Annotated in this window: 21 protein-coding genes and 2 tRNA genes; 5 read left to right on the top strand and 18 right to left on the bottom strand. The window is 64.9% G+C overall.

The window, feature by feature from the left end; genetic code table 11:
- Positions 1–135: 135 nt before the first annotated feature.
- Genes LQF09_RS07900 through LQF09_RS07880 form a run of 5 tightly spaced genes read left to right on the top strand, consistent with a single transcriptional unit; the run spans position 136 to position 5850 of the window.
- Entirely contained in the window at positions 136–1053 is a 918-nt protein-coding gene (locus LQF09_RS07900) for an AAA family ATPase (protein ID WP_270069607.1), read from the top strand.
- Positions 1053–2042 (top strand): DUF58 domain-containing protein, encoded by a 990-nt coding sequence (locus LQF09_RS07895; protein WP_270069606.1) that lies wholly within the window; start codon positions 1053–1055, stop codon positions 2040–2042. The genes LQF09_RS07900 and LQF09_RS07895 overlap by 1 nt, the downstream gene beginning before the upstream one ends.
- Positions 2039–4030, top strand: coding sequence for a transglutaminase TgpA family protein (locus tag LQF09_RS07890; protein WP_270069605.1), 1992 nt, complete (start codon positions 2039–2041; stop codon positions 4028–4030). The genes LQF09_RS07895 and LQF09_RS07890 overlap by 4 nt, the downstream gene beginning before the upstream one ends.
- 12 nt (positions 4031–4042) lie before the next feature.
- Positions 4043–5074, top strand: coding sequence for a lytic murein transglycosylase B (gene mltB, locus LQF09_RS07885; protein WP_002935717.1), 1032 nt, complete (start codon positions 4043–4045; stop codon positions 5072–5074).
- An 11-nt stretch (positions 5075–5085) separates the two neighbouring features.
- Positions 5086–5850, top strand: coding sequence for a DUF2189 domain-containing protein (locus tag LQF09_RS07880; protein ID WP_002923929.1), 765 nt, complete (start codon positions 5086–5088; stop codon positions 5848–5850).
- Positions 5851–5871: 21 nt separating this feature from the next.
- Here the strand turns inward: LQF09_RS07880 and rpoS are convergent, their stop codons facing one another.
- The 18 genes from rpoS to LQF09_RS07790 all read right to left on the bottom strand — a co-directional run bounded on the left by rpoS (position 5872) and on the right by LQF09_RS07790 (position 18826).
- The gene (gene rpoS, locus LQF09_RS07875; protein WP_002923926.1) at positions 5872–6807 is read right to left on the bottom strand and encodes an RNA polymerase sigma factor RpoS; all 936 of its coding nucleotides are present in this window, start codon (positions 6805–6807) and stop codon (positions 5872–5874) included.
- A gap of 9 nt (positions 6808–6816) precedes the next feature.
- Positions 6817–7668: a peptidoglycan DD-metalloendopeptidase family protein gene (locus LQF09_RS07870; protein ID WP_198291860.1), complete on the bottom strand. Its 852-nt coding sequence runs from the start codon at positions 7666–7668 to the stop codon at positions 6817–6819.
- 16 nt (positions 7669–7684) lie between these two features.
- A complete protein-coding gene (locus tag LQF09_RS07865; protein WP_002923923.1) occupies positions 7685–8287 on the bottom strand; it encodes a protein-L-isoaspartate(D-aspartate) O-methyltransferase in 603 nt (200 codons plus the stop codon).
- 47 nt (positions 8288–8334) lie between these two features.
- Positions 8335–9078, bottom strand: a complete 744-nt coding sequence (gene surE / locus LQF09_RS07860; RefSeq protein WP_002923920.1) for a 5'/3'-nucleotidase SurE — start codon at positions 9076–9078, stop codon at positions 8335–8337.
- 121 nt (positions 9079–9199) lie between these two features.
- Positions 9200–9276 (bottom strand) — tRNA-Pro (locus LQF09_RS07855).
- A gap of 62 nt (positions 9277–9338) precedes the next feature.
- Positions 9339–9719 (bottom strand): MerR family transcriptional regulator, encoded by a 381-nt coding sequence (locus LQF09_RS07850; protein WP_002923855.1) that lies wholly within the window; start codon positions 9717–9719, stop codon positions 9339–9341.
- The gene (locus LQF09_RS07845; protein WP_002923852.1) at positions 9700–10005 is read right to left on the bottom strand and encodes an integration host factor subunit alpha; all 306 of its coding nucleotides are present in this window, start codon (positions 10003–10005) and stop codon (positions 9700–9702) included. The genes LQF09_RS07850 and LQF09_RS07845 overlap by 20 nt, the downstream gene beginning before the upstream one ends.
- Position 10006: 1 nt before the next feature.
- Complete coding sequence (gene pheT, locus LQF09_RS07840; protein WP_270069604.1) at positions 10007–12397, bottom strand: phenylalanine--tRNA ligase subunit beta; 2391 nt, start codon at positions 12395–12397, stop codon at positions 10007–10009.
- Between the two features lie 53 nt (positions 12398–12450).
- Positions 12451–13482 (bottom strand): phenylalanine--tRNA ligase subunit alpha, encoded by a 1032-nt coding sequence (gene pheS, locus LQF09_RS07835; RefSeq protein WP_002923847.1) that lies wholly within the window; start codon positions 13480–13482, stop codon positions 12451–12453.
- 95 nt (positions 13483–13577) lie between these two features.
- Complete coding sequence (gene rplT, locus LQF09_RS07830; RefSeq protein ID WP_002923846.1) at positions 13578–13937, bottom strand: 50S ribosomal protein L20; 360 nt, start codon at positions 13935–13937, stop codon at positions 13578–13580.
- A 12-nt stretch (positions 13938–13949) separates the two neighbouring features.
- The gene (rpmI, locus tag LQF09_RS07825) at positions 13950–14147 is read right to left on the bottom strand and encodes a 50S ribosomal protein L35 (protein WP_002923845.1); all 198 of its coding nucleotides are present in this window, start codon (positions 14145–14147) and stop codon (positions 13950–13952) included.
- A 155-nt stretch (positions 14148–14302) separates the two neighbouring features.
- Positions 14303–14767: a translation initiation factor IF-3 gene (gene infC, locus LQF09_RS07820; RefSeq protein WP_333482880.1), complete on the bottom strand. Its 465-nt coding sequence runs from the start codon at positions 14765–14767 to the stop codon at positions 14303–14305.
- A gap of 83 nt (positions 14768–14850) precedes the next feature.
- Positions 14851–16767: a threonine--tRNA ligase gene (thrS, locus tag LQF09_RS07815; protein WP_270069603.1), complete on the bottom strand. Its 1917-nt coding sequence runs from the start codon at positions 16765–16767 to the stop codon at positions 14851–14853.
- Positions 16768–16942: 175 nt separating this feature from the next.
- Positions 16943–17019: transfer RNA gene (locus tag LQF09_RS07810), tRNA-Val, on the bottom strand.
- A gap of 78 nt (positions 17020–17097) precedes the next feature.
- Complete coding sequence (locus tag LQF09_RS07805; protein ID WP_270069602.1) at positions 17098–17340, bottom strand: GlsB/YeaQ/YmgE family stress response membrane protein; 243 nt, start codon at positions 17338–17340, stop codon at positions 17098–17100.
- A gap of 39 nt (positions 17341–17379) precedes the next feature.
- On the bottom strand, positions 17380–18168 hold the full coding sequence (locus LQF09_RS07800; RefSeq protein ID WP_198291858.1) for a 3'-5' exonuclease: 789 nt from the start codon (positions 18166–18168) through the stop codon (positions 17380–17382).
- Complete coding sequence (locus LQF09_RS07795) at positions 18168–18596, bottom strand: YdbL family protein (RefSeq protein WP_002923834.1); 429 nt, start codon at positions 18594–18596, stop codon at positions 18168–18170. The genes LQF09_RS07800 and LQF09_RS07795 overlap by 1 nt, the downstream gene beginning before the upstream one ends.
- On the bottom strand, positions 18593–18826 hold the full coding sequence (locus LQF09_RS07790; protein ID WP_002923831.1) for a hypothetical protein: 234 nt from the start codon (positions 18824–18826) through the stop codon (positions 18593–18595). Before LQF09_RS07790 ends, LQF09_RS07795 begins: the two co-directional genes overlap by 4 nt.
- Positions 18827–18851 lie beyond the last annotated feature (25 nt).

Raw genomic sequence — 18851 nt, 5'->3', positions numbered from 1 at the left:
AATGATTCGGCCTCAAGTGGCGCGTGCGCGCCCGGGCCCATTATTGACCTGGCAACGTCACCCCTTGCCGCGGGAGCGCTGCTCTTTGTCGTCTATTATCACCGCTTCCAAGCCAATTTCACAGTACGCGCCACGATGCCCCTGCACCATGCGAATCGCCTGCTCGACGCAGCAGGCCGGATCATCCTCGGCAAGGACCGGGAGCTGCGTCTCGCCCTTGCCTGCCTCGTTGCCCGCGGCCACCTGCTGATCGAGGACGTTCCGGGCGTGGGCAAGACCACGCTCGCGCATGTCTTCGCAAGGCTCACCGGGCTGCAGTTCCAGCGCATCCAGTTCACCAGCGACCTGCTGCCGGCCGACATCCTGGGCGTGTCCGTGTTCGATCGCGAGTCGAGCGCGTTCCGCTTTCATCCAGGGCCGGTGTTCGCCCAGCTGATCCTCGCCGACGAGATCAACCGTGCCACCCCGAAGACGCAGAGTGCGCTGCTCGAGGCCATGGAGGAGGGCCAGGTCACCGCCGACGGCGGCACCTTCGCGCTCCCCGAGCCCTTCTTCGTGATCGCAACGCAGAACCCGGCACACCAGATCGGCACCTTCCCGCTGCCGGAGAGCCAGCTCGACCGCTTCTTGCTGCGTATCAGGCTGGGCTATCCCGATCGCGAGGCCGAGCGTGCACTGCTGATGGGCGAAGACAGGCGCGGCATGCTCGGGCGCCAGGCTGCTGTGATCAGCCCGGCGGCGCTCGTCGAGTTGCAACAGGCGGCCATGCGTGTCCATGTCTCGGCGGCCCTGGTCGATTACCTTCAGGCTGTGCTCGAGGCCAGTCGCGGCAACCCCGAGCTTGCCGGCGGACTCAGCCCGCGCGCGGGCCTGGGCCTGCTCGCGGCAGCGCGCGCCTGGGCGCTTATCGAAGGTCGCGACCACGTCCTGCCCGAGGACGTGCAGACCCTCTTCCCCCACGTCGCCGGCCATCGGCTGCACCTGGCCGGCGACGGCCGCCCGGTACCGGCGGCAACGCTGACGCGTCTGCTGCACGCGGTCAAACTCGTCTGATGATGAGGCCAGGGCAAGGCCGCGCGCTGCGCATGCTGGAACGGGCCGAGCGCTGGCTGTTCCGTATCGGCACCCCGGAGCCGGCGCCGATCCGCCTGGTGCAGCGACGCATCTACGTACTGCCTACCCCGGCCGGACTCGCCTTCGCCGCCGCCCTCGCGACCATGTTGCTGGCCTCGATCAACTACAACCTCAGCCTCGGCTACGGCTTCGTGTTCCTGCTCGGCGGGACGGCCATGGCGAGCATGGTGCATGCGTTTCGCAACCTGCTTGGCCTGTCCATCCGCGCCGAGCGCTGCGAGCCCGTGTTCTGCGGCGACACCGCCGGCTTCGTGTTCAGCATCGACAACACGCGTAACCGTCGACGCCCTTCGCTCAGCCTGCGCGCACACGGCCAGCAGGTCGGCTTCGACGCCGGCCCCGCACAGCTCACCCGGGTATGCCTGCCCTGCCCGACGACACGGCGCGGCCAGCTCAGCCCTGGGCGCACGGTCATCCAGACGACCTGGCCGCTTGGCCTGATCCGGGCGTGGAGCGTATTCGTGCCCGAGCAGCACTGCGTCGTATACCCTGCGCCCGAACCGGATCCGCCCGCGCTGCCGGAAGATGCCGGTGCCGATGCCGGAATGCGCGGACGCAGCCGCGACGGCGACGACGATTTCACCGGCCTGCGCACCCACCGCAGCGCGGACTCGCCGCGCCACGTTGCATGGAAGGTACTGGCGCGCGGCGGGCCGATGCTCACGAAATCGTACGCCAGCTGGAGTTCGCCCGACCTCGTGCTCGACTGGTCGCAGCTACCACAGCAGCTCGACGATGAACGCCGGTTGTCGCGCCTGACAGCCTGGCTGCTCGCGGCAGAACAACACAACCGGCGCTACGCTCTCAAACTGCCCGGATGCGAAGTCGCGAGCGGCCAGGGCAAGGCCCACCTCGCGTGCTGCCTCGGCGAGCTTGCCCGCTTTGGCGCGCCACGGGAGGAGGCATGATCGGCCGGCTGCTGCGCGCCCTTCCCATCCGGCGCCACTCAACGGCGCCGCCGGAGCGCGCCCTGGACCGTCGTCAGGGCGCCTGGCTGTTGGGCGGCGCCGCGCTTACCCTCGCCCCGCATGCGCTATGGCTGCCGGCCTGGGCGAGCGCTCTTGCAGCCCTGCTGCTGGGCTGGCGCGGGCTGCTGTGGCGAGGCAAGCGGCCACCGGCGCGCCTGCTGCTGCTTGCCGTCGCGGTAGCGGTTGCCGTGGGCGTCCGCCTCGAGTTCGGCCATTTTTTCGGCCGCGAACCAGGCGTGACCCTGCTGGCCCTGCTGCTCGGCCTCAAGCTGCTCGAGTCGCGCGCAGCGCGCGACATTCGCGCCGGGGTGCTGCTGTGCCTGTTCCTGCAACTCGCCATCTTCCTCGAAGATCAATCCTTGCCTGTCGCTGCCCTCGCCCTGGCGGCAAGCCTGGTCACCCTGGGCGCGCTGGTGGCGCTTGCCGACCCGGGCGGACCGCAACGCGAACACCTGCGGACGGCGACACTCCTGGTCGTCCAGGGCCTGCCCTTCATGCTGCTGTTCTTCGTGCTGTTCCCGCGCGTGCAGGGGCCGCTCTGGGGCTTGCCTGCAGATGCGTTCAGCGCGCGCACGGGTCTGTCCGAAACCATGGATCCGGGCTCGATCAGCGAGCTGAGCCTGTCCAGCGCGATCGTCATGCGCGCGGTGTTCGACGGCGCACCGCCCGCGCCGACCCAACGCTACTGGCGCGGCCCGGTGCTCACCGAGTTCGACGGCCGCACCTGGCGCGCAGCCCCCTTCGTTGAGGCCGAGACGCCGTTCTACGCGGTGTCCGGACCTCGGCTCGACTACACCCTCACCCTCGAACCCCACAACCGGCGCTGGCTGCTTGCCCTCGACTTTGCCGGCGGCGCAAGTCCGGCGATACGCCATGCAAGCGACTACCACGCCCTGGCGGTGACCCCGCTGCGGGTACGTAGCCGCCTTGCCCTCACCGCTTACCCTGACACCCTCACTGGGCTCGAGGAGGACGCCGACGTGCTGTCGGCCGCCTTGCGCCTACCGGCCGACAGCAACCCGCGCAGCCGCGCGCTTGCAGCCGAACTGGCCGCGGGTGCGGCATCCGACCGGGAGACACTGGCGCGCGTGATCGACTACCTGCGCTCGGGCCGCTACATCTACACGCTGCGCCCGCCTCTGCTCGGTCGCCATAGTGCGGACGAGTTCCTGTTCGACACACGCAGAGGCTTCTGCGAACACTTCGCCTCGGCGTTCGCCGTGCTGATGCGCGCAGCCGGCGTGCCGACACGGGTGGTGACCGGCTACCAGGGCGGCGAGATCAACCCGGTCGACGGCAACCTCGTCGTGCGTCAGTCCGATGCGCACGCCTGGAACGAGGTCTGGCTCACCGGCAGCGGCTGGGTGCGCGTCGACCCTACCGCGCTCGCCGCCCCCCAACGCATCGACGACGGTCTCGCGGCTGCGCTTGCCGAGTTCGACGGCCTGCCGCTGATGCTGCGCGCCGACATGGAATGGCTACGCGCGCTGCGCTACCAGTGGGAGGCGGTATCGAATGCCTGGAACCAGCGCGTGCTGGGTTATGACACCGAGCGCCAGCGCGCCCTGCTCGCCCGCATCGGGTTCGAGCGCGTCGATGCGACCACGCTTGCTGCAATCCTGAGCCTGGCCACCGCTGCACTGTTCGGCGTGCTTTATCTGTGGGCCATCAGGCAGCGGCGTGCGCAGGACCCTCTGGAGCGACAGTGGGCCCGCTTCTGCACGCGCATGGCGCGCCAGGGACTGGGGCGCGAACCGTGGGAAGGCCCGCTCGACTACGCCGACCGGCTCGCGCGCGCGCGCCCCGGGCAGGCAGATGCGTTACGTACGATCTGTGCAAGCTACGCCAGCCTGCGGTATGGTCGGGACGTCGACAAGGACGCGCTCAATGCCCTGCGCCACCGCATCGATGCCCTTCGCAACCCGTAGCCACCGAATGCCATGCCCCGCCTCTCAGCCTCCAGGCCGCTGCGCCAGCTCGCAGCACTGCTTGCACTTGCCCTGCCTGCCCCCCTGCTTGCCTCCTACGCCGACCGCGATGATGCGCGCAGCTTCATAGCCGAGGTCGCCGCCCGCCACGATTTCGACCCAGCCGAGCTCCACGATGCGCTCGGCCGCGCCCGCCACGACGCCAGCGTCATTCGCCTGATCACCCCGCCTGCGCGCCGCGGCGCCAGGTCATGGCAGAACTACCGCAGCCGCTTTCTGGACCGCACCCGGATCGAGGGCGGCCTCGCCTTCTGGCGCGAGCATGAGCACGAACTGGCACGCGCCGAGCGCAGCTTCGGCGTACCTGCCGAGGTCATCGTAGCCATCATCGGCGTGGAAACGGTGTATGGCCGCCAGACCGGCAACTTCGAGACGCTGTCGGCCCTTGCCACCCTGGCCTTCGACTATCCGCCCAGGGCTGAGCTGTTCCGCCGCGAACTGGAGTCGCTGTTCGTGCTCGCACGCCAGCAGGGCCGCGCACCGGACAGTTTCACCGGCTCCTTCGCGGGAGCTCTCGGCTATCCCCAGTTCCTGCCCAGCAGCGTGCTTGCCTACGCGGTCGACTTCGATGGCAACGGCCGGATCGACTTCGAATCCGACGCCATCGACGCCATCGGCAGCGTGGCGAATTACCTCAAGGTGCATGGCTGGCAGACTGGCGCCCCCGTCGCCGAGCGCGCCCGGCTGGCGCCGACCACCGACGCAGCAATGCTCGTAGCCGCCGGCATCGAGCCAGCTCTGGACCCTGCCACCCTCAGCGCTGCCGGCGTGTCCACCCTCGACGGCGGCAGCGCGGCAGCCACGGCAACCCTGGTGGACCTCGAAACGCCCGGCGCAGACACCGAGTACTGGTTCGGCTACCGCAACTTCTATGTCATCACACGCTACAATCGCAGCAGCTTCTACGCGATGTCGGTATATGAGCTTGCCGAGGCCCTCAGGCTGCGGCGCCTGGTAGACGAGGTCCGCGCCCAGAGGCGCTGAGGAACACAGCGATGAGCCCGATGCCGAACACCGAATCCGCGGCCACCCTGCAGCCGGCGCCGCTCACACTCGCCGACCTGAAGGCGGCGATCGCGACGGGTATTGCACAGTATCGCGCTGCACCAGGACTCAGTAGCGCCTTCGCCGGCGTCTTCGTCGCGCTGGGCCTGCTCATGTACGTCGTCCTCGAGTTCGCGACCATCGCACCGATGAGCTTGTCGCTGGCGGGCGGCTTCATGCTCGTGGGGCCGGCGCTGCTTGCCGGGTTCTTTTCGGTGGCGGACAAGCTTCGCGCTGGCCGACGGCCAAGCGTGGGCGACGTGTGGGACGGCTTCAGGCAACTGCCACGCGGCGGGTGGGTGATCTCGTTCGTGTGCGGGCTGCTGTTCCTCATATGGATCACCGACGCCGGCATTCTTTACGGCTTCATGGTCGGGCGTGAGCCGATCGGCTTCCTGCGCCTGCTCCACCTAGAGGAGATCGTCGTCAGTTATGCCGGCTACAGCGCCATCATGGGTGCCGTGCTGGCATTCATCCTGTTCGCCGTGTCGGCGTTCTCGCTACCGCTCATCTTCGATGGCCGGGCGCAACTTGTTTCCGGCGTGGTCGCGAGCGTACGCGCGGTGTTCGGCCGCTTCGCCGTGATGATGTGCTGGGCCGGCGTATTGTCCTTGGTGATCATCGCCAGCGCCCTGTTCCTGCCGCTGCTGCTCGTCAGCCTGCCGGTCATGGCCTACGCGAGCCGCGAGCTTTATCTGCGCACTTTCCCGCGCTGAGCCACGCCGGCAGGACAAACGCTAAAGCAGTGCGTCGCGCGAGATGCCGTGCCGCTTCAGGATGCGACGCAATTGACCCAGCGCTTCGAGCTGGATCTGGCGTACGCGCTCACGGGTAAGCTCTAGCCGGCTGGCGAGCTCTTCCAGGGTCAGCAGTTCGCACTCGTCGATACCGTAACGATGCCGGATCACCATGCGCTGCTTTTCGCTGAGCATCTTGATCCATGCACGTACCAGATCCTCGATCTCCGCACAGTGAATCTGTATCTCGGGCGTAGGCTGGTGCTCGTCGGCGAGCGATTCGCCGATCGAGAGGTTCGGATCGATATCGAGCGGCGCGTCGAGCGAGGCCGTGTGTTCGCTCAACGCGAGGGTACTGCGAACCTCTTCGACCGTCTTCCCCAGCCGCGCCGCGATATCCTCGAGCGTCGAAATGCCATTCGAGGCAGCCTCGATACTGCGCTGCGCACGCAGGACCTGGTTGAGCTCCTTGACCACATGTACCGGCAGACGGATCGTGCGCGACTGGTTCATGATCGCGCGCTCGATATTCTGGCGGATCCACCACGTCGCGTATGTCGAGAAGCGGAAGCCACGCTCGGGATCGAACTTCTCCAGCGCGTGCATGAGCCCGAGATTGCCTTCCTCGACCAGATCGAGCAAGGGAATGCCGCGGTTGAGGTAATGCTTGGCGATATTCACGACCAGGCGCAGATTGCGCTCGATCATGGTCTGGCGCGCCTCGAAGTCGCCGCTGCGCACGCAGCGAGCCAAGCGCAACTCATCTTCCGCCGAGAGCAGCGGGTTGGCACCGATCTCGTTCAGATAGAGCTGCGTGACGTCACTGAAAAAATCGTTCTCGACGACCGGCGTGGGGTGACTGGCAAACACCTCCACTTCGGGCGGAAGATCCGGTTCATGACTCTCCAGGTCGTCAAGACTTGCCGGCTCCTCCATGCGTCCCCCTTATCGTGCGGGCAAGTATCCCATCGGATCGACGGCCTTGCCCTGCTTGCGAATCTCGAAGTGCAGCTTGGGTCGATCGGCTTCCGAACTGCCCAGCTCGGCGATCTTCTGTCCCTGCACCACCTCGTCGTCTTCCTTGACGAGCAGCTTGTCGTTGTGAGCATACACGGAGTTGTACTCCTGGTTATGCTTGATGACGATCAGCTTGCCATAACCACGCAGACCGCTGCCAGCGTACACCACCTTGCCCGAGGCCGCGGCATGGACCGGATCGCCAACACGACCGGCGATATCCACACCCTTGTTGGTCGCCTCGTTGAATCCGGCGAGGATCGCCCCATTGGCCGGCCATCGCCATTGCCCACTGACCGCGGGCCCGGCGGGCGGTGCAACAGTCGGCGCGGGCGGCGGCACGACCGGCTCGGCGATGGTCACACGGCCACCCACCGGCTCCTGCTTGAGCGGCACCACGCCAGCGTCCGCTCCGCTGGGCGGAACAGGTGTGGCGATCGCACCCGTCGCGGGCGAGGGCACGGGCGTGACGGCCGCGGTCACCGTGCCCGGCGGCGCGACGAGCAGGGTCTGGCCGACCCGAAGCTGATTGGGATCGGTGATGCCATTCCACGACACCAACTCGGGGAGCGTCACCCCATACTGGCGCGCGATCGCGAGCAGGGTCTCACCCTGGCGCACGGTATGCAGCCCCTGAGGCTGGGCCGGCACGCCCCCGACAGGCGCAGCCGGTGCCACTACACCACTGCCGTCGCGAACCGGCGCCGTCACCTTGGAGGCGCAGCCGGCGAGAAGACCAACCGCCAGCAAAATCGCTATCGAGCTTGAACGTGTTTGCATCCGAAAATACCGTCTCTCATTCTGTACCTCCGAGAAGCGGAACGAAGCGGACTGCCTCGTGCCACGTTTCCCGGAATAGGTTGCCTTGTCGCTCTACCAGGAGCAAGCGCTGTTCGCCGCCCCCGACCGGCACGATCAGACGCCCACCGGGCGCCAATTGTTCCTTCAGCGCAGGGGGCAGGCCCAGAGCCGCCGCCGCAACGATGATGGTGTCGAACGGTGCCGCCTCTGGAAGACCCAGACTACCGTCAGCAAGTTTCAGGCGTACGTTGGGAAGCCGCAAGGGCCGCAGGTTCGCGCGCGCACGATCGAGCAAGGGCCGTATGCGCTCGACAGCGTAAACCTCGGTCGCGAGTCGGGACAACACCGCAGCCTGATAGCCACAGCCTGCCCCCACTTCGAGCACACGCCCCAGCGAACGCCCAGCCTGCAACAGCTCGATCATCCTGGCGACCACGAAGGGTTGCGAGATGGTCTGCTGATAGCCGATCGGCAACGGCGTATCGTCGTAGGCGCTGAACGCCAGACCCTCGTCGACAAAGGCGTGACGCGGTATGGCCTGCATGGCAGCGAGCACGCGCTCGTCACGGATACCCTGGCTGCGCAGCCGCTCCACCATGCGCGCACGCGCGCGTGTCGCCTGCCCAGCGTCGCCAGTCCTTGCGATCACTGCTTCAACCAGTCGAATACCGGCGAAATGAGGCCGGTGTGGGTGAGATCGATCTGCAGCGGCGTCACCGAGACAAAGCCATTGGCGACCGCATGAAAATCCGTGCCCTCACCAGCGTCGGCCGCGCCGCCCGCAGCGCCCACCCAGTAAACCGTGTCGCCGCGCGGGGTCACGCTACGCACCACGGGCTCGGCCTTGTGGCGCTTGCCCAGGCGGGTGACCTTGACGCCTTGCAGACGGTCGTATGCCACATCGGGCACATTCACGTTGAGCAGGACAGGATGCGGAAACGGGTTACGCATGAAGCGTTCGGCGAGGTCGCGCGCGACACGCGCAGCCGATGTGAAATCGCTTGCCGACTTGCTCACCAGGGACACTGCGATCGAGGGTACGCCGAGCAGGAAGCCCTCGGTTGCGGCGGCGACGGTTCCGGAATAGACCGTATCGTCACCCATGTTGGCGCCATGATTGACACCCGAGACAACCATGTCCGGGAGATGCTCGAGCATGCCCGTGACAGCCAGGTGTACGCAGTCGGTCGGCGTGCCGTTGACATGATAAAAGCCGTTGGCCGTACGCTTCAGCGAAAGCGGACGATCGAGCGTGAGCGAGTTACTGGCCCCGCTGCGATCGCGCTCTGGCGCGACCACCGTGACCTCACCGAGGGTGCCGAGGGCTTCGGCGAGCGCCGCAATCCCGGGGGCGAAATAACCGTCGTCGTTGCTGACCAGGATACGCATCTGAAATCGGAGCAGAGTGCCGTCTGATGCGGCAGGGGAAGAAATGTTAGCACAGCGTGCTGCCACTGCCGGGCAGCGAGCGGTGAAAACAAAAAAACCGGCAAAGGCCGGTTTTTTTGATTGGTCGGGGCGGCGGGATTCGAACTCGCGACCCCTTGCACCCCATGCAAGTGCGCTACCAGGCTGCGCTACGCCCCGACACAAGCCGCCATTATAGCAGCGTTTTCAGAAATTACCAGAAACTGCTTCCGAAATATTGCTCATGCACGCAAGACCTCGAGCACCTTGACCAAGCCTGCACGGACCTCGGCCACCACCGCCTTGTATCGCTCGACCTCGACCCCGTTCTCCTGCTCCTGGATCGCAGACTCGCCGAGGCGATTGCGCGCACCGGAGATGGTGAAACCCTCCTGGTACAACAGCTGCCGGATGCGCCGGATGAGCAGAACCTCATGGTGCTGGTAGTAACGGCGGTTGCCGCCCCGCTTAACCGGCTTGAGCTGGGTGAACTCCTGCTCCCAATAGCGCAGGACGTGAGGCTTCACGCAGCAAAGGTCGCTGACCTCTCCGATCGTGAAATAGCGCTTCGCCGGAATTGGCGGCAGCGCTTCGACGCCGATTTCAGGGCTGCTTGCTTGCATCGCTGAGTTGCTCCACCGCGGCCTTCAGTTTCTGGCTGGCATGGAAGGTGACCACCCGCCGGGCGGTGATCGGGATCTCTTCACCAGTCTTGGGATTGCGCCCGGGGCGCTGGGGCTTGTCACGCAACTGGAAGTTGCCGAAGCCCGACAGCTTCACGCTGTCGCCCCGCTCGAGCGCCATCCGGATCTCCTCGAAAAAGCCCTCGACCATGTCCTTGGCTTCGCGCTTGTTCAGCCCGACCTGATCGAACAGCAGATCGGCGAGTTCGGCCTTCGTCAAAGTCATGTCAGTCCCCTGCTCCACGCAGACGTGCGCCGAGTACCGCTTCGGCCTGCCTGACAAGTAGTGTGACGACTGCCTCAACTTCGCCCTCTTCGAGTGTGCGCTGAGTATCTTGCATCGATACCCTGAAGGCAAGACTCTTCTTGTCCGGGTCGATGCCCTTGCCATGATAGACGTCGAACAGCTCGATCTCGCGCACGATGGCCGGCGCAGCGGCACGCAGCACCTCCACGACCTTGCCGGCATTGACCTCCACGCCCACCACAAGGGCGAGGTCACGAGTCACTGCGGGCATGCGGGAAATCTCGGCGTAGGCCGGCATCTCTGCAGCGAGCAGTGCATCGAGCTCGATCTCGAATACGACCGGCGCACTGCCGAGCTCATAGCGCTGCACCCAGACCGGGTGCAGCTCGCCGAGGATGCCGATGCTGCGCCCGTCGAGACGGACGCTTGCAGCGCGCCCGGGGTGCAGGGCTGGATGCGACAGGCGCTCGAAGTCGAGCCGGCGCGGGGCGAACAGCGCTTCAAGGTCGCCCTTCACATCGTAGAAATCGACGTTGCGCGCCTTCTCGCCCCATTGCTCGGGCACTACCGTGCCCGCCGCCAGTGCGGCGAGCTTCATGACCTGATGAAAACCGGCAACCGGCTCGCCGTCAGCTTTGCGCTCGAAGGTGCGAGCGATCTCGAACACGCGTACGCGGTCGGTCTGGCGCTTGCGGTTGGTGGCGAGGTTACCGACGAGGCCACCGATCAGGCTCGAGCGCATGACGCTGAGCTGGCTGGCGATCGGGTTGGCGAGGCGGATGGGTTCTTCGTTGGCGCAGAAATCGCGCTCCCAGGCCTCCTCGACGAAGGCAAAATTGATCACCTCCTGATAGCCGCGCGCCGCCACCAGATGGCGCAGCGCCCATACCGGACGGCTGCGCTCAGAGCGCGGCAGCATCATCAGGCTGCCCTGCGGTGCAACCGCGGGAATGTTGTCGTAGCCGTGAAGACGCGCAAGCTCCTCGATAAGGTCTTCCTCGATCTCGATATCGAAACGCCACGACGGCGGCGTCACAAGGAAGTCATCACCGCTGCGCTCGACTGCAAGGTGAACGCGCCGCAGGAGTTCGAGCATCGCCTGGTCGTCCAGCGTGATGCCGAGCACACGGCGCGCGCGCGCCGGCCGCAAGCGTACCGGCGCGCGCGCCGGCAATGCGTCGGCAGCGACAGCCTCTTCAACCGGTCCGGCCTCGCCGCCGCAGATATCGAGGATGAGGCGGGTCGCACGCTCGATGGCAATGCGCGCCAGCTCGAAATCGACGCCGCGCTCGAAGCGGTGCGAGGCATCCGAACTGAAGCCGTAGCTGCGCGCCCGCCCGGCGATGGCATCGGGGGCGAAGAACGCGCTCTCGAGAAAGACCTCGGTGGTGTCGAGCGTGATGCCGCTCTCCTCACCGCCCATGATGCCGGCCAGCGCAAGCGCGCGCGATTCGTCGGCGATGAGCAGCGTGTCAACCGCGGGCGTCACGGTTTGCTCATTGAGCAGCAGGACCGTTTCGCCCTCCTGCGGCAAGCGAACGTGGATCGCGCCCTGCAGTCGGGTGTTGTCAAAGGCATGCAGCGGCTGGCCGAGCTCGAGCATGACGTAGTTGGTGACATCGACCAGCGCGCTGATCGCACGGATGCCACTGCGTGCCAGTCGGCGCACCATCCATTCCGGCGTGCGTGCGCGCGCATCGACGCCGCGCAGGATGCGACCACAGTAACGCGGGCAGGCCTGCGGTGCATCGAGCACGATGCCGCGACGGGCCTCGAAGCTCGGTGCGACCGGGATGACCGCCACGGGGCGCAACTCGACACCGGTCACCGCCGCCACCTCGCGTGCGACGCCCGACAGGCTCAGGCAGTCGGCGCGGTTGGGGGTGAGCTTGATGGTGAACAGGGTGTCGTCCAGCCCCAGGTAATCGCGGATGTCCGCGCCCACAGGGGCGTCATCGGGCAGGGCATAAAGGCCGCCATGATCTTCCGAGAGCCCAAGCTCGCGCGCCGAACACAGCATGCCGAAGGACTCCACTCCACGCAGCTTGGCAGCCTTGATGGCGAAATCGCCCGGCAGCACGGCACCCACGCGGGCGCACGGCACCTTCATGCCGGCCGCGGCATTGGGCGCCCCGCAAACGATCTGCAACAGCTCGGCGCCACCGGCATCGACCTTGCACAGCTTGAGCTTGTCGGCGTTGGGGTGCTTGTCGGCCTCGACAATGCGCGCGACCACCACGCCGCTGAAAGCGGGTGCCGCCGGCTCGGCCTCCTCGACCTCAAGGCCCGCCATCGTCAGCAGGTGGCCAAGTTGGGCGCTATCGAGTTGCGGATCGACGAAGGTCCGCAGCCACTGTTCAGAGAATTGCATGATTCCTTAACCCGGATTGCGTGAATTGGGCGATGCGAGGGGGCAGCGCAGGCTCAGCGGAACTGGCCCAGGAAGCGCAGGTCACCCTCGAAGAACAGGCGCAGGTCGTTGACACCGTAGCGCAGCATGGTCAGGCGATCCGGCCCCATCCCGAAGGCAAAGCCGGTGTAGCGCTCGGGGTCAATGCCACCGAAACGCAGTACGTTCGGATGCACCACGCCGCAACCCGCGATCTCCAGCCAACGACCTTCCAGTGCGCCGCTCATGAAAGCGACGTCGATCTCGGCCGAGGGCTCGGTAAACGGGAAGAAGGAGGGGCGGAAACGGACCTGCAGGTCATCGGTCTCGAAGAAGCGGCGCAGGAAGTCGGCCACCACGCCCTTGAGATCGGCAAAGCTCACCTTCTCGCCCACCCACAGGCCTTCGACCTGATGGAACATCGGCGAATGCGTGGCATCGGAATCCACCCGGAACACCCGTCCGGGCGCAATGACGCGCAGATCGGGCATGGTGTCGAGATCCTTGCAACGCTCGACATGCGCCTGCATCGCACGGATCTGCACAGGACTGGTGTGCGTGCGCAGCAGCACGTCGTCGTGGCCTTCGAGATAGAAGGTGTCGTGCATGGAGCGCGCCGGATGGTTCTCAGGGGTGTTGAGCGCGGTAAAGTTGTGCCAGTCGGTCTCGATCTCGGGGCCGTCGGCAACGACGAAGCCGATCGACGCGAACAGCTGCTCGATGCGCTCCAGCGTACGACTCACCGGATGCAGCCCGCCCTGGACGCCACCGCGCCCCGGTAGGGTCACGTCGAGCGCCTCGGCAGCAAGCTGGGCCAGCAGCGACGCCTCGCGTAGCGCATTGCGCCTGGCCTCGAGCGCCCCCTCGATGGCCACCTTGGCGGCATTGATCGCGGCACCCGCTTCGCGCCTGGCCTCGGGCTCGAGCTTGCCGAGCGACTTCAGGCGCTCGGTGAGCGAACCAGCCTTGCCCAGGTAGCGCGCCTTGGCCTGTTCGAGCTGCGCGCCATCGGCGGCGGCGGCGAAATCGAGCGTCGCCTGTTGTACGAGTTGATCGAGCTGTTCCATGTTCCTGCCCTGGCCGAATGCGGTGTTGCTTGGAAAGTCGTGCAAAGTTCAGAAAAAAAAGGAGGCCAGGCCTCCTTTTTTCGGACTGCGTTCGATTACGCAGCGAGTTTGGCCCGGGCTTGTTCGGCAATCGCGGCAAAAGCCGGCTTGTCGAACACAGCCAGGTCGGCCAGCACCTTGCGGTCGATCTCGATCGCAGCCTTCTTCAGGCCATTCATGAAGGTGCTGTAGGTCAGGCCGATCTCGCGGGCAGCCGCGTTGATACGGGCGATCCACAGGGCACGGAACTGACGCTTGCGCTGACGACGGTCGCGGTAGGCGTACTGGCCAGCCTTCATCACCGCCTGCTTGGCGATGCGATAGACATTCTTGCGACGGCCGCGATAACCCTTGGCCTGGACGAGGACTTTCTTGTGACGAGCGCGGGCGGTTACACCACGTTTAACGCGAGGCATTGCGGTCTCCTATCAAGCGTACGGAAGCATGGCACGAATCAGCTTTTCATCGGCAGCATGAACTTCGGTCATGCCGCGCAGCTGACGCTTCGCCTTGGTCGTTTTCTTGGTCAGGATGTGGCGCTTGAACGCCTGGGACCGCTTGATCCCACCGCTGGAGCGGACCTTGAAGCGCTTCTTGGCGCCGCTCTTGGTCTTCATCTTGGGCATTGCTGAGACTCCATGTTTTTGGATGACACCAGGTAGCGCCGATGAGCCCCGACGCATTTTGTTACCCGGCACCACTTGTTTTCCGCCGGCAGGACCATTCCGGCCAGCGGTCTCACCCCTTGCGAGGCAATTTCGTCACAACCGAGCCGCGCGGCTCAGTGCTTCTTCTTTGGCGCGATGATCATGATCATCTGGCGCCCTTCCATCTTCGGCATCTGTTCGACCTGACCCTGTTCTTCAAGGTCCGCCTTGATGCGCTCGAGCTGACGCAGACCGAACTCCTGGTGGGCCATCTCGCGGCCGCGGAAGCGCAAGGTCACCTTGCACTTGTCGCCTTCATCCAGGAAGCGCTTGAGGTTGCGCAGCTTGATCTGGTAGTCGTTTTCGTCGGTTCCGGGACGGAGCTTGACCTCCTTGACCTGAACCTGTTTCTGCTTGAGTCGGGCTTCGTGGGCCTTTTTCTGTTCCTGATACTTGAACTTGCCGAAATCCATCAGCTTGCACACCGGCGGTGCAGCCATGGGAGCAATTTCGACAAGGTCCAGCCCGGCGTCTTCGGCCATGTTCAGGGCTGTGTTCAGGGACACGATTCCGAGCTGTTCGCCTTCTTCGCCAACCAGCCGGACCTCGGGCGCGTTGATCTCCCTATTTACGCGCTGCTTCTTATCTTGAGCGATGGTTCAACTCTCCACGAAAACCAAAATCAGACCGCACCGGCCTTCGCTTCAACCTCGCGAAGCCAGCGTTCGATCAGCGAATCGAGGGACATTTGGCCAAGATCCTGGCCACCCCGCGCACGTACGGCCACCAGGCCCGCTGCTTTTTCCTTGTCGCCAATGACGATCTGGTAAGGCAGCTTCTGCACGCTATGTTCGCGGATTTTATAGTTAATCTTCTCGTTGCGCAAATCCGCCTCGACGCGGAAGCCCGCTTTCCTGAGCCTGGCAACGACGTCAGCCGCATACTCACCCTGGGCTTCGGAAATGTTCATCACCACGGCCTGCACCGGCGCAAGCCACAGCGGCATGGCGCCGGCGTGGTTCTCGATCAGGATGCCGATGAAGCGCTCGAGCGAACCGAGGATGGCGCGGTGCAGCATGACCGGCACCTTCTTGGTGTTGTCCTCGTCCACGTACTCGGCACCAAGCCGCACCGGCAGGTTGAAATCGAGCTGCAAGGTACCGCACTGCCACACGCGCCCCAGGCTATCCTTGAGCGAGAACTCGATCTTGGGCCCATAGAAGGCCCCCTCGCCCGGCTGCAGGTCGTAGCTGAGCCCCTGTGCGCCGAGCGCCGCAGCGAGCGCCGCCTCGGCGGCATCCCACTGCTCGTCGGTACCGACACGCTTCTCCGGCCGCGTGGACAGCTTGACCAGCACGTCGGTGAAACCAAAATCGGAATAGACCTTCTGCAGCAGGCGAATGAACTCGGCCGACTCGGCCTGCACCTGACCCTCGGCACAGAAGATGTGTGCGTCGTCCTGCACGAAGTTGCGCACGCGCATGATGCCGTGCAGCGACCCAGAGGGCTCATTGCGATGGCAGGAGCCGAACTCGGCCATGCGCAGCGGCAGGTCACGATAGCTCTTCAGACCCTGGTTGAAGATCTGGATGTGACAAGGGCAGTTCATCGGCTTGACGGCATAGTCGCGCTTCTCGGACTGCGTGGTGAACATCAGGTCCGAGTACATGCCCCAGTGACCCGACTTCTCCCACAGCGAGCGATCGACGATCTGCGGCGTCTTCACTTCCTGGTAGCCATGCTCGCAGATGATCCTGCGCATGTACTGCTCGACCTGTTGCCACAGCGTCCAACCCTTGGCATGCCAGAACACCATGCCCGGTGCCTCGTCCTGGATATGGAAGAGATCGAGTTGGCGACCGAGCTTGCGGTGGTCGCGCTTCTCAGCCTCCTCGATCATGTGCAGGTAGGCGTCGAGCTCGTCCTTCTTTGCCCATGCCGTGCCATACACACGCTGCAGCATCTCGTTCTTCGAGTCGCCCCGCCAATAGGCTCCGGCCAGCTTGGTCAGCTTGAAAACCTTGAGCTTACCGGTCGACGGCACATGCGGCCCGCGACACAGGTCGATGAAATCGCCCTGCCGATAGAGCGAGACTTCCTCATTGGCCGGAATCGAGGCAATGATCTCCGCCTTGTAGTGCTCGCCGACACCCTTGAAGAACTCCACCGCCTTGTCGCGCGACCATACCTCGCGATGCACCTGGATCTCGCGCCTGGCGATCTCGTTCATGCGCGCCTCGATCGCGGCGATATCCTCAGGCGTAAACGGGCGCTTGTAAGAGAAGTCGTAGTAAAAGCCGTTATCGATGACCGGGCCGATGGTGACCTGCGCCTCCGGGAAGAGCTCCTTCACCGCGTGCGCAAGCAGGTGCGCCGTGGAATGGCGAATGATCTCCAGCCCGTCCTCGGACTTGTCGGTAACGATCGCCAGTGCCGCATCTGTCTCCAAACGATGAGAGAGATCGACTAGACGATCACCAACCCGCCCCGCCAAGGCCGCCTTGGCCAGACCAGCGCCGATCGAGGCAGCCACCTCCCCCACCGTCACGGGGTGATCGAAGCTGCGTACAGAACCGTCAGGGAGCGTGATGTTGGGCATGACTTGAGCCTCGATCCGGATTCAGTCCCGACCAACGACCGGGATGCGATGCAAAATTGTGGACGAAAAAAAAGCGCGGTCTAGGCGCGCTTTTTTCTCTAGCAGACAAGCGGAGCCGACCTGATCAGTTTCCGGCCTGAGTGGTAGTTCGGAACATGAATCGACTCCAAAATCTTGGTAGGCGCGATTGGATTCGAACCAACGACCCCCACCATGTCAAGGTGGTGCTCTAACCAACTGAGCTACGCGCCTGCTGAAGACACGCATTATAGACAGCTCTTCAGCATTGTCAAAGACTTTTTTGAAGAATCGCTACAAGCTGGATTGTCCTCAGGCTTTGAGCCGGCGCACCACGAACAGGATCACTACTGCGCCCACGACCGCACCAACGAAGCCGGCAGCCTCTCCCACATGGTAGATCCCGAGGAACTGCCCCCCATAGGTGGCAAGCATCGAGCCTCCGATGCCCAACAAGGCCGTCATGACGAGCCCCAGCCCGTCCTTTCCGGGATGCAGCAGGCGTGCGATGAGGCCCACAATGAGGCCGATGAGAATGGTGCCGAGGATGTCCATGAAGCGCCCCTCCGAAGTACCCTTGGCTGGCCCAGGCGCTCACGCCGTCGGCCAGGCCTCCAAAAACTGCCGCCAGTGCGGTGCATCCAGCCGCGCCAACGCGCTGCGCACGACCTCGACCTCGTCGGCCCACGCCTTGGCGTCGAGGTGGCCACGCATGCGTTCGAACCGCAGGTATACCAGATAAGTATTGACCACATCCGTCTCGCAATAGTCGCGGATCTCGGCAACCCGTCCGTCCTGGAAGGCCTGCCAGACTGCTGAACCGTCCATGCCGAGCTTGCCCGGATACCCCATCAGCTTGGCCAGGTCATCCAGCGGCGCATTGGCGCGCGGCTGATACATGGCGAGCAGGTCCATGAGATCGAGATGGCGGCTGTGGTAGCGCCCGATGTAGTTGTTCCACTTGAAATCGCGCGAGTCGTGGTAGTCACCCTCACCCTGATCCCAGTAGCGCGGCGCACAGACACCATGGAGCATGCCACGGTAATGCAGCACCGGGAGGTCGAAGCCGCCGCCGTTCCACGACACGATCTGCGGCGTGTAGCGCTCGATCCCATCGAAAAAACGCTGGATGATCTCGCCCTCGCCCACATCCGGCTCGGACAGCGAGAACACGCGGAAGTGCTGTGCGTCGCGCAGCACACAGGAAATCGTCACCACGCGCTGCAGGTGGTGAGGCAGGAAATCCGTGCCATGGCTCGCCCGGCGCTGCTGGAAGGCCCACTCCGCGACCTCGAAATCCGACAGTGCGGCAGGCAGCTCACCGAGCGCGCGAATGCCGTCGACATCCGGAATGGTCTCGATGTCAAAAACGAGGACGGGCATCACTTGCGGACCCAGTTGCCGCCCTGCTGCACGTACCAGCCGGGCTGCGCGCGGTCGATCCAGCGTTGCGCAAAAGTGCGCCGGACATCGGCCTCCCACTCGGGACGGCCATTGGCGCGCGCGATCTCGCGATACAGCGCCGCACGATCGGCGTTCTCTGCGGCGAGCAGGCTATTCGCTTGCGCGCGCTGCGCCAGCGGGATCGCGCTGGCGTCGCGCAGCGCGACACTGCCATCGGCGGCAAGACCGATTGCCCCCGCCGCGTAAAGCGGCGCAAGCTGGGCGTGACGCTGCTGCATCGACTGCCGTAGTGCCGAGACTGCAGGCGTATCGATCTCGAGGTTACCCTGGGCATGAACGGCGCTCATGCCTCCGAGCGCCAGACACAGCAGCACGCACCAGCGTGTGAGTACCATCGACAGGTTCATTTGGAATCTCCTTGTGCGGCGGGCGTCTCGGCTGCAGCACCCTCGCGCAGTTGCCACACCTCGTCGATGATGCGATCGGCCGCCTTCTCTGCCGCTGCGGCAGGAAAGTAGATGTTGATGGTGACACAGGCCGAGGCCACGACGGCGAGCACCGTGACGGCTAGGCGACGCAGCCACGGCGCAGCCTGGGACGGCATGGGCACGGTGGACGAAACGGAATTGGATGCCACGGGATCCTCCTGCATGGGTTCGGAA

The sequence above is a fragment of the Thauera sp. WB-2 genome, from assembly GCF_027594845.1.
Lineage (GTDB): Bacteria > Pseudomonadota > Gammaproteobacteria > Burkholderiales > Rhodocyclaceae > Thauera > Thauera mechernichensis.
The sequence above is the reverse complement of the archived record's forward strand: the minus strand, read 5'-3'. Positions and strand labels throughout refer to the sequence as shown.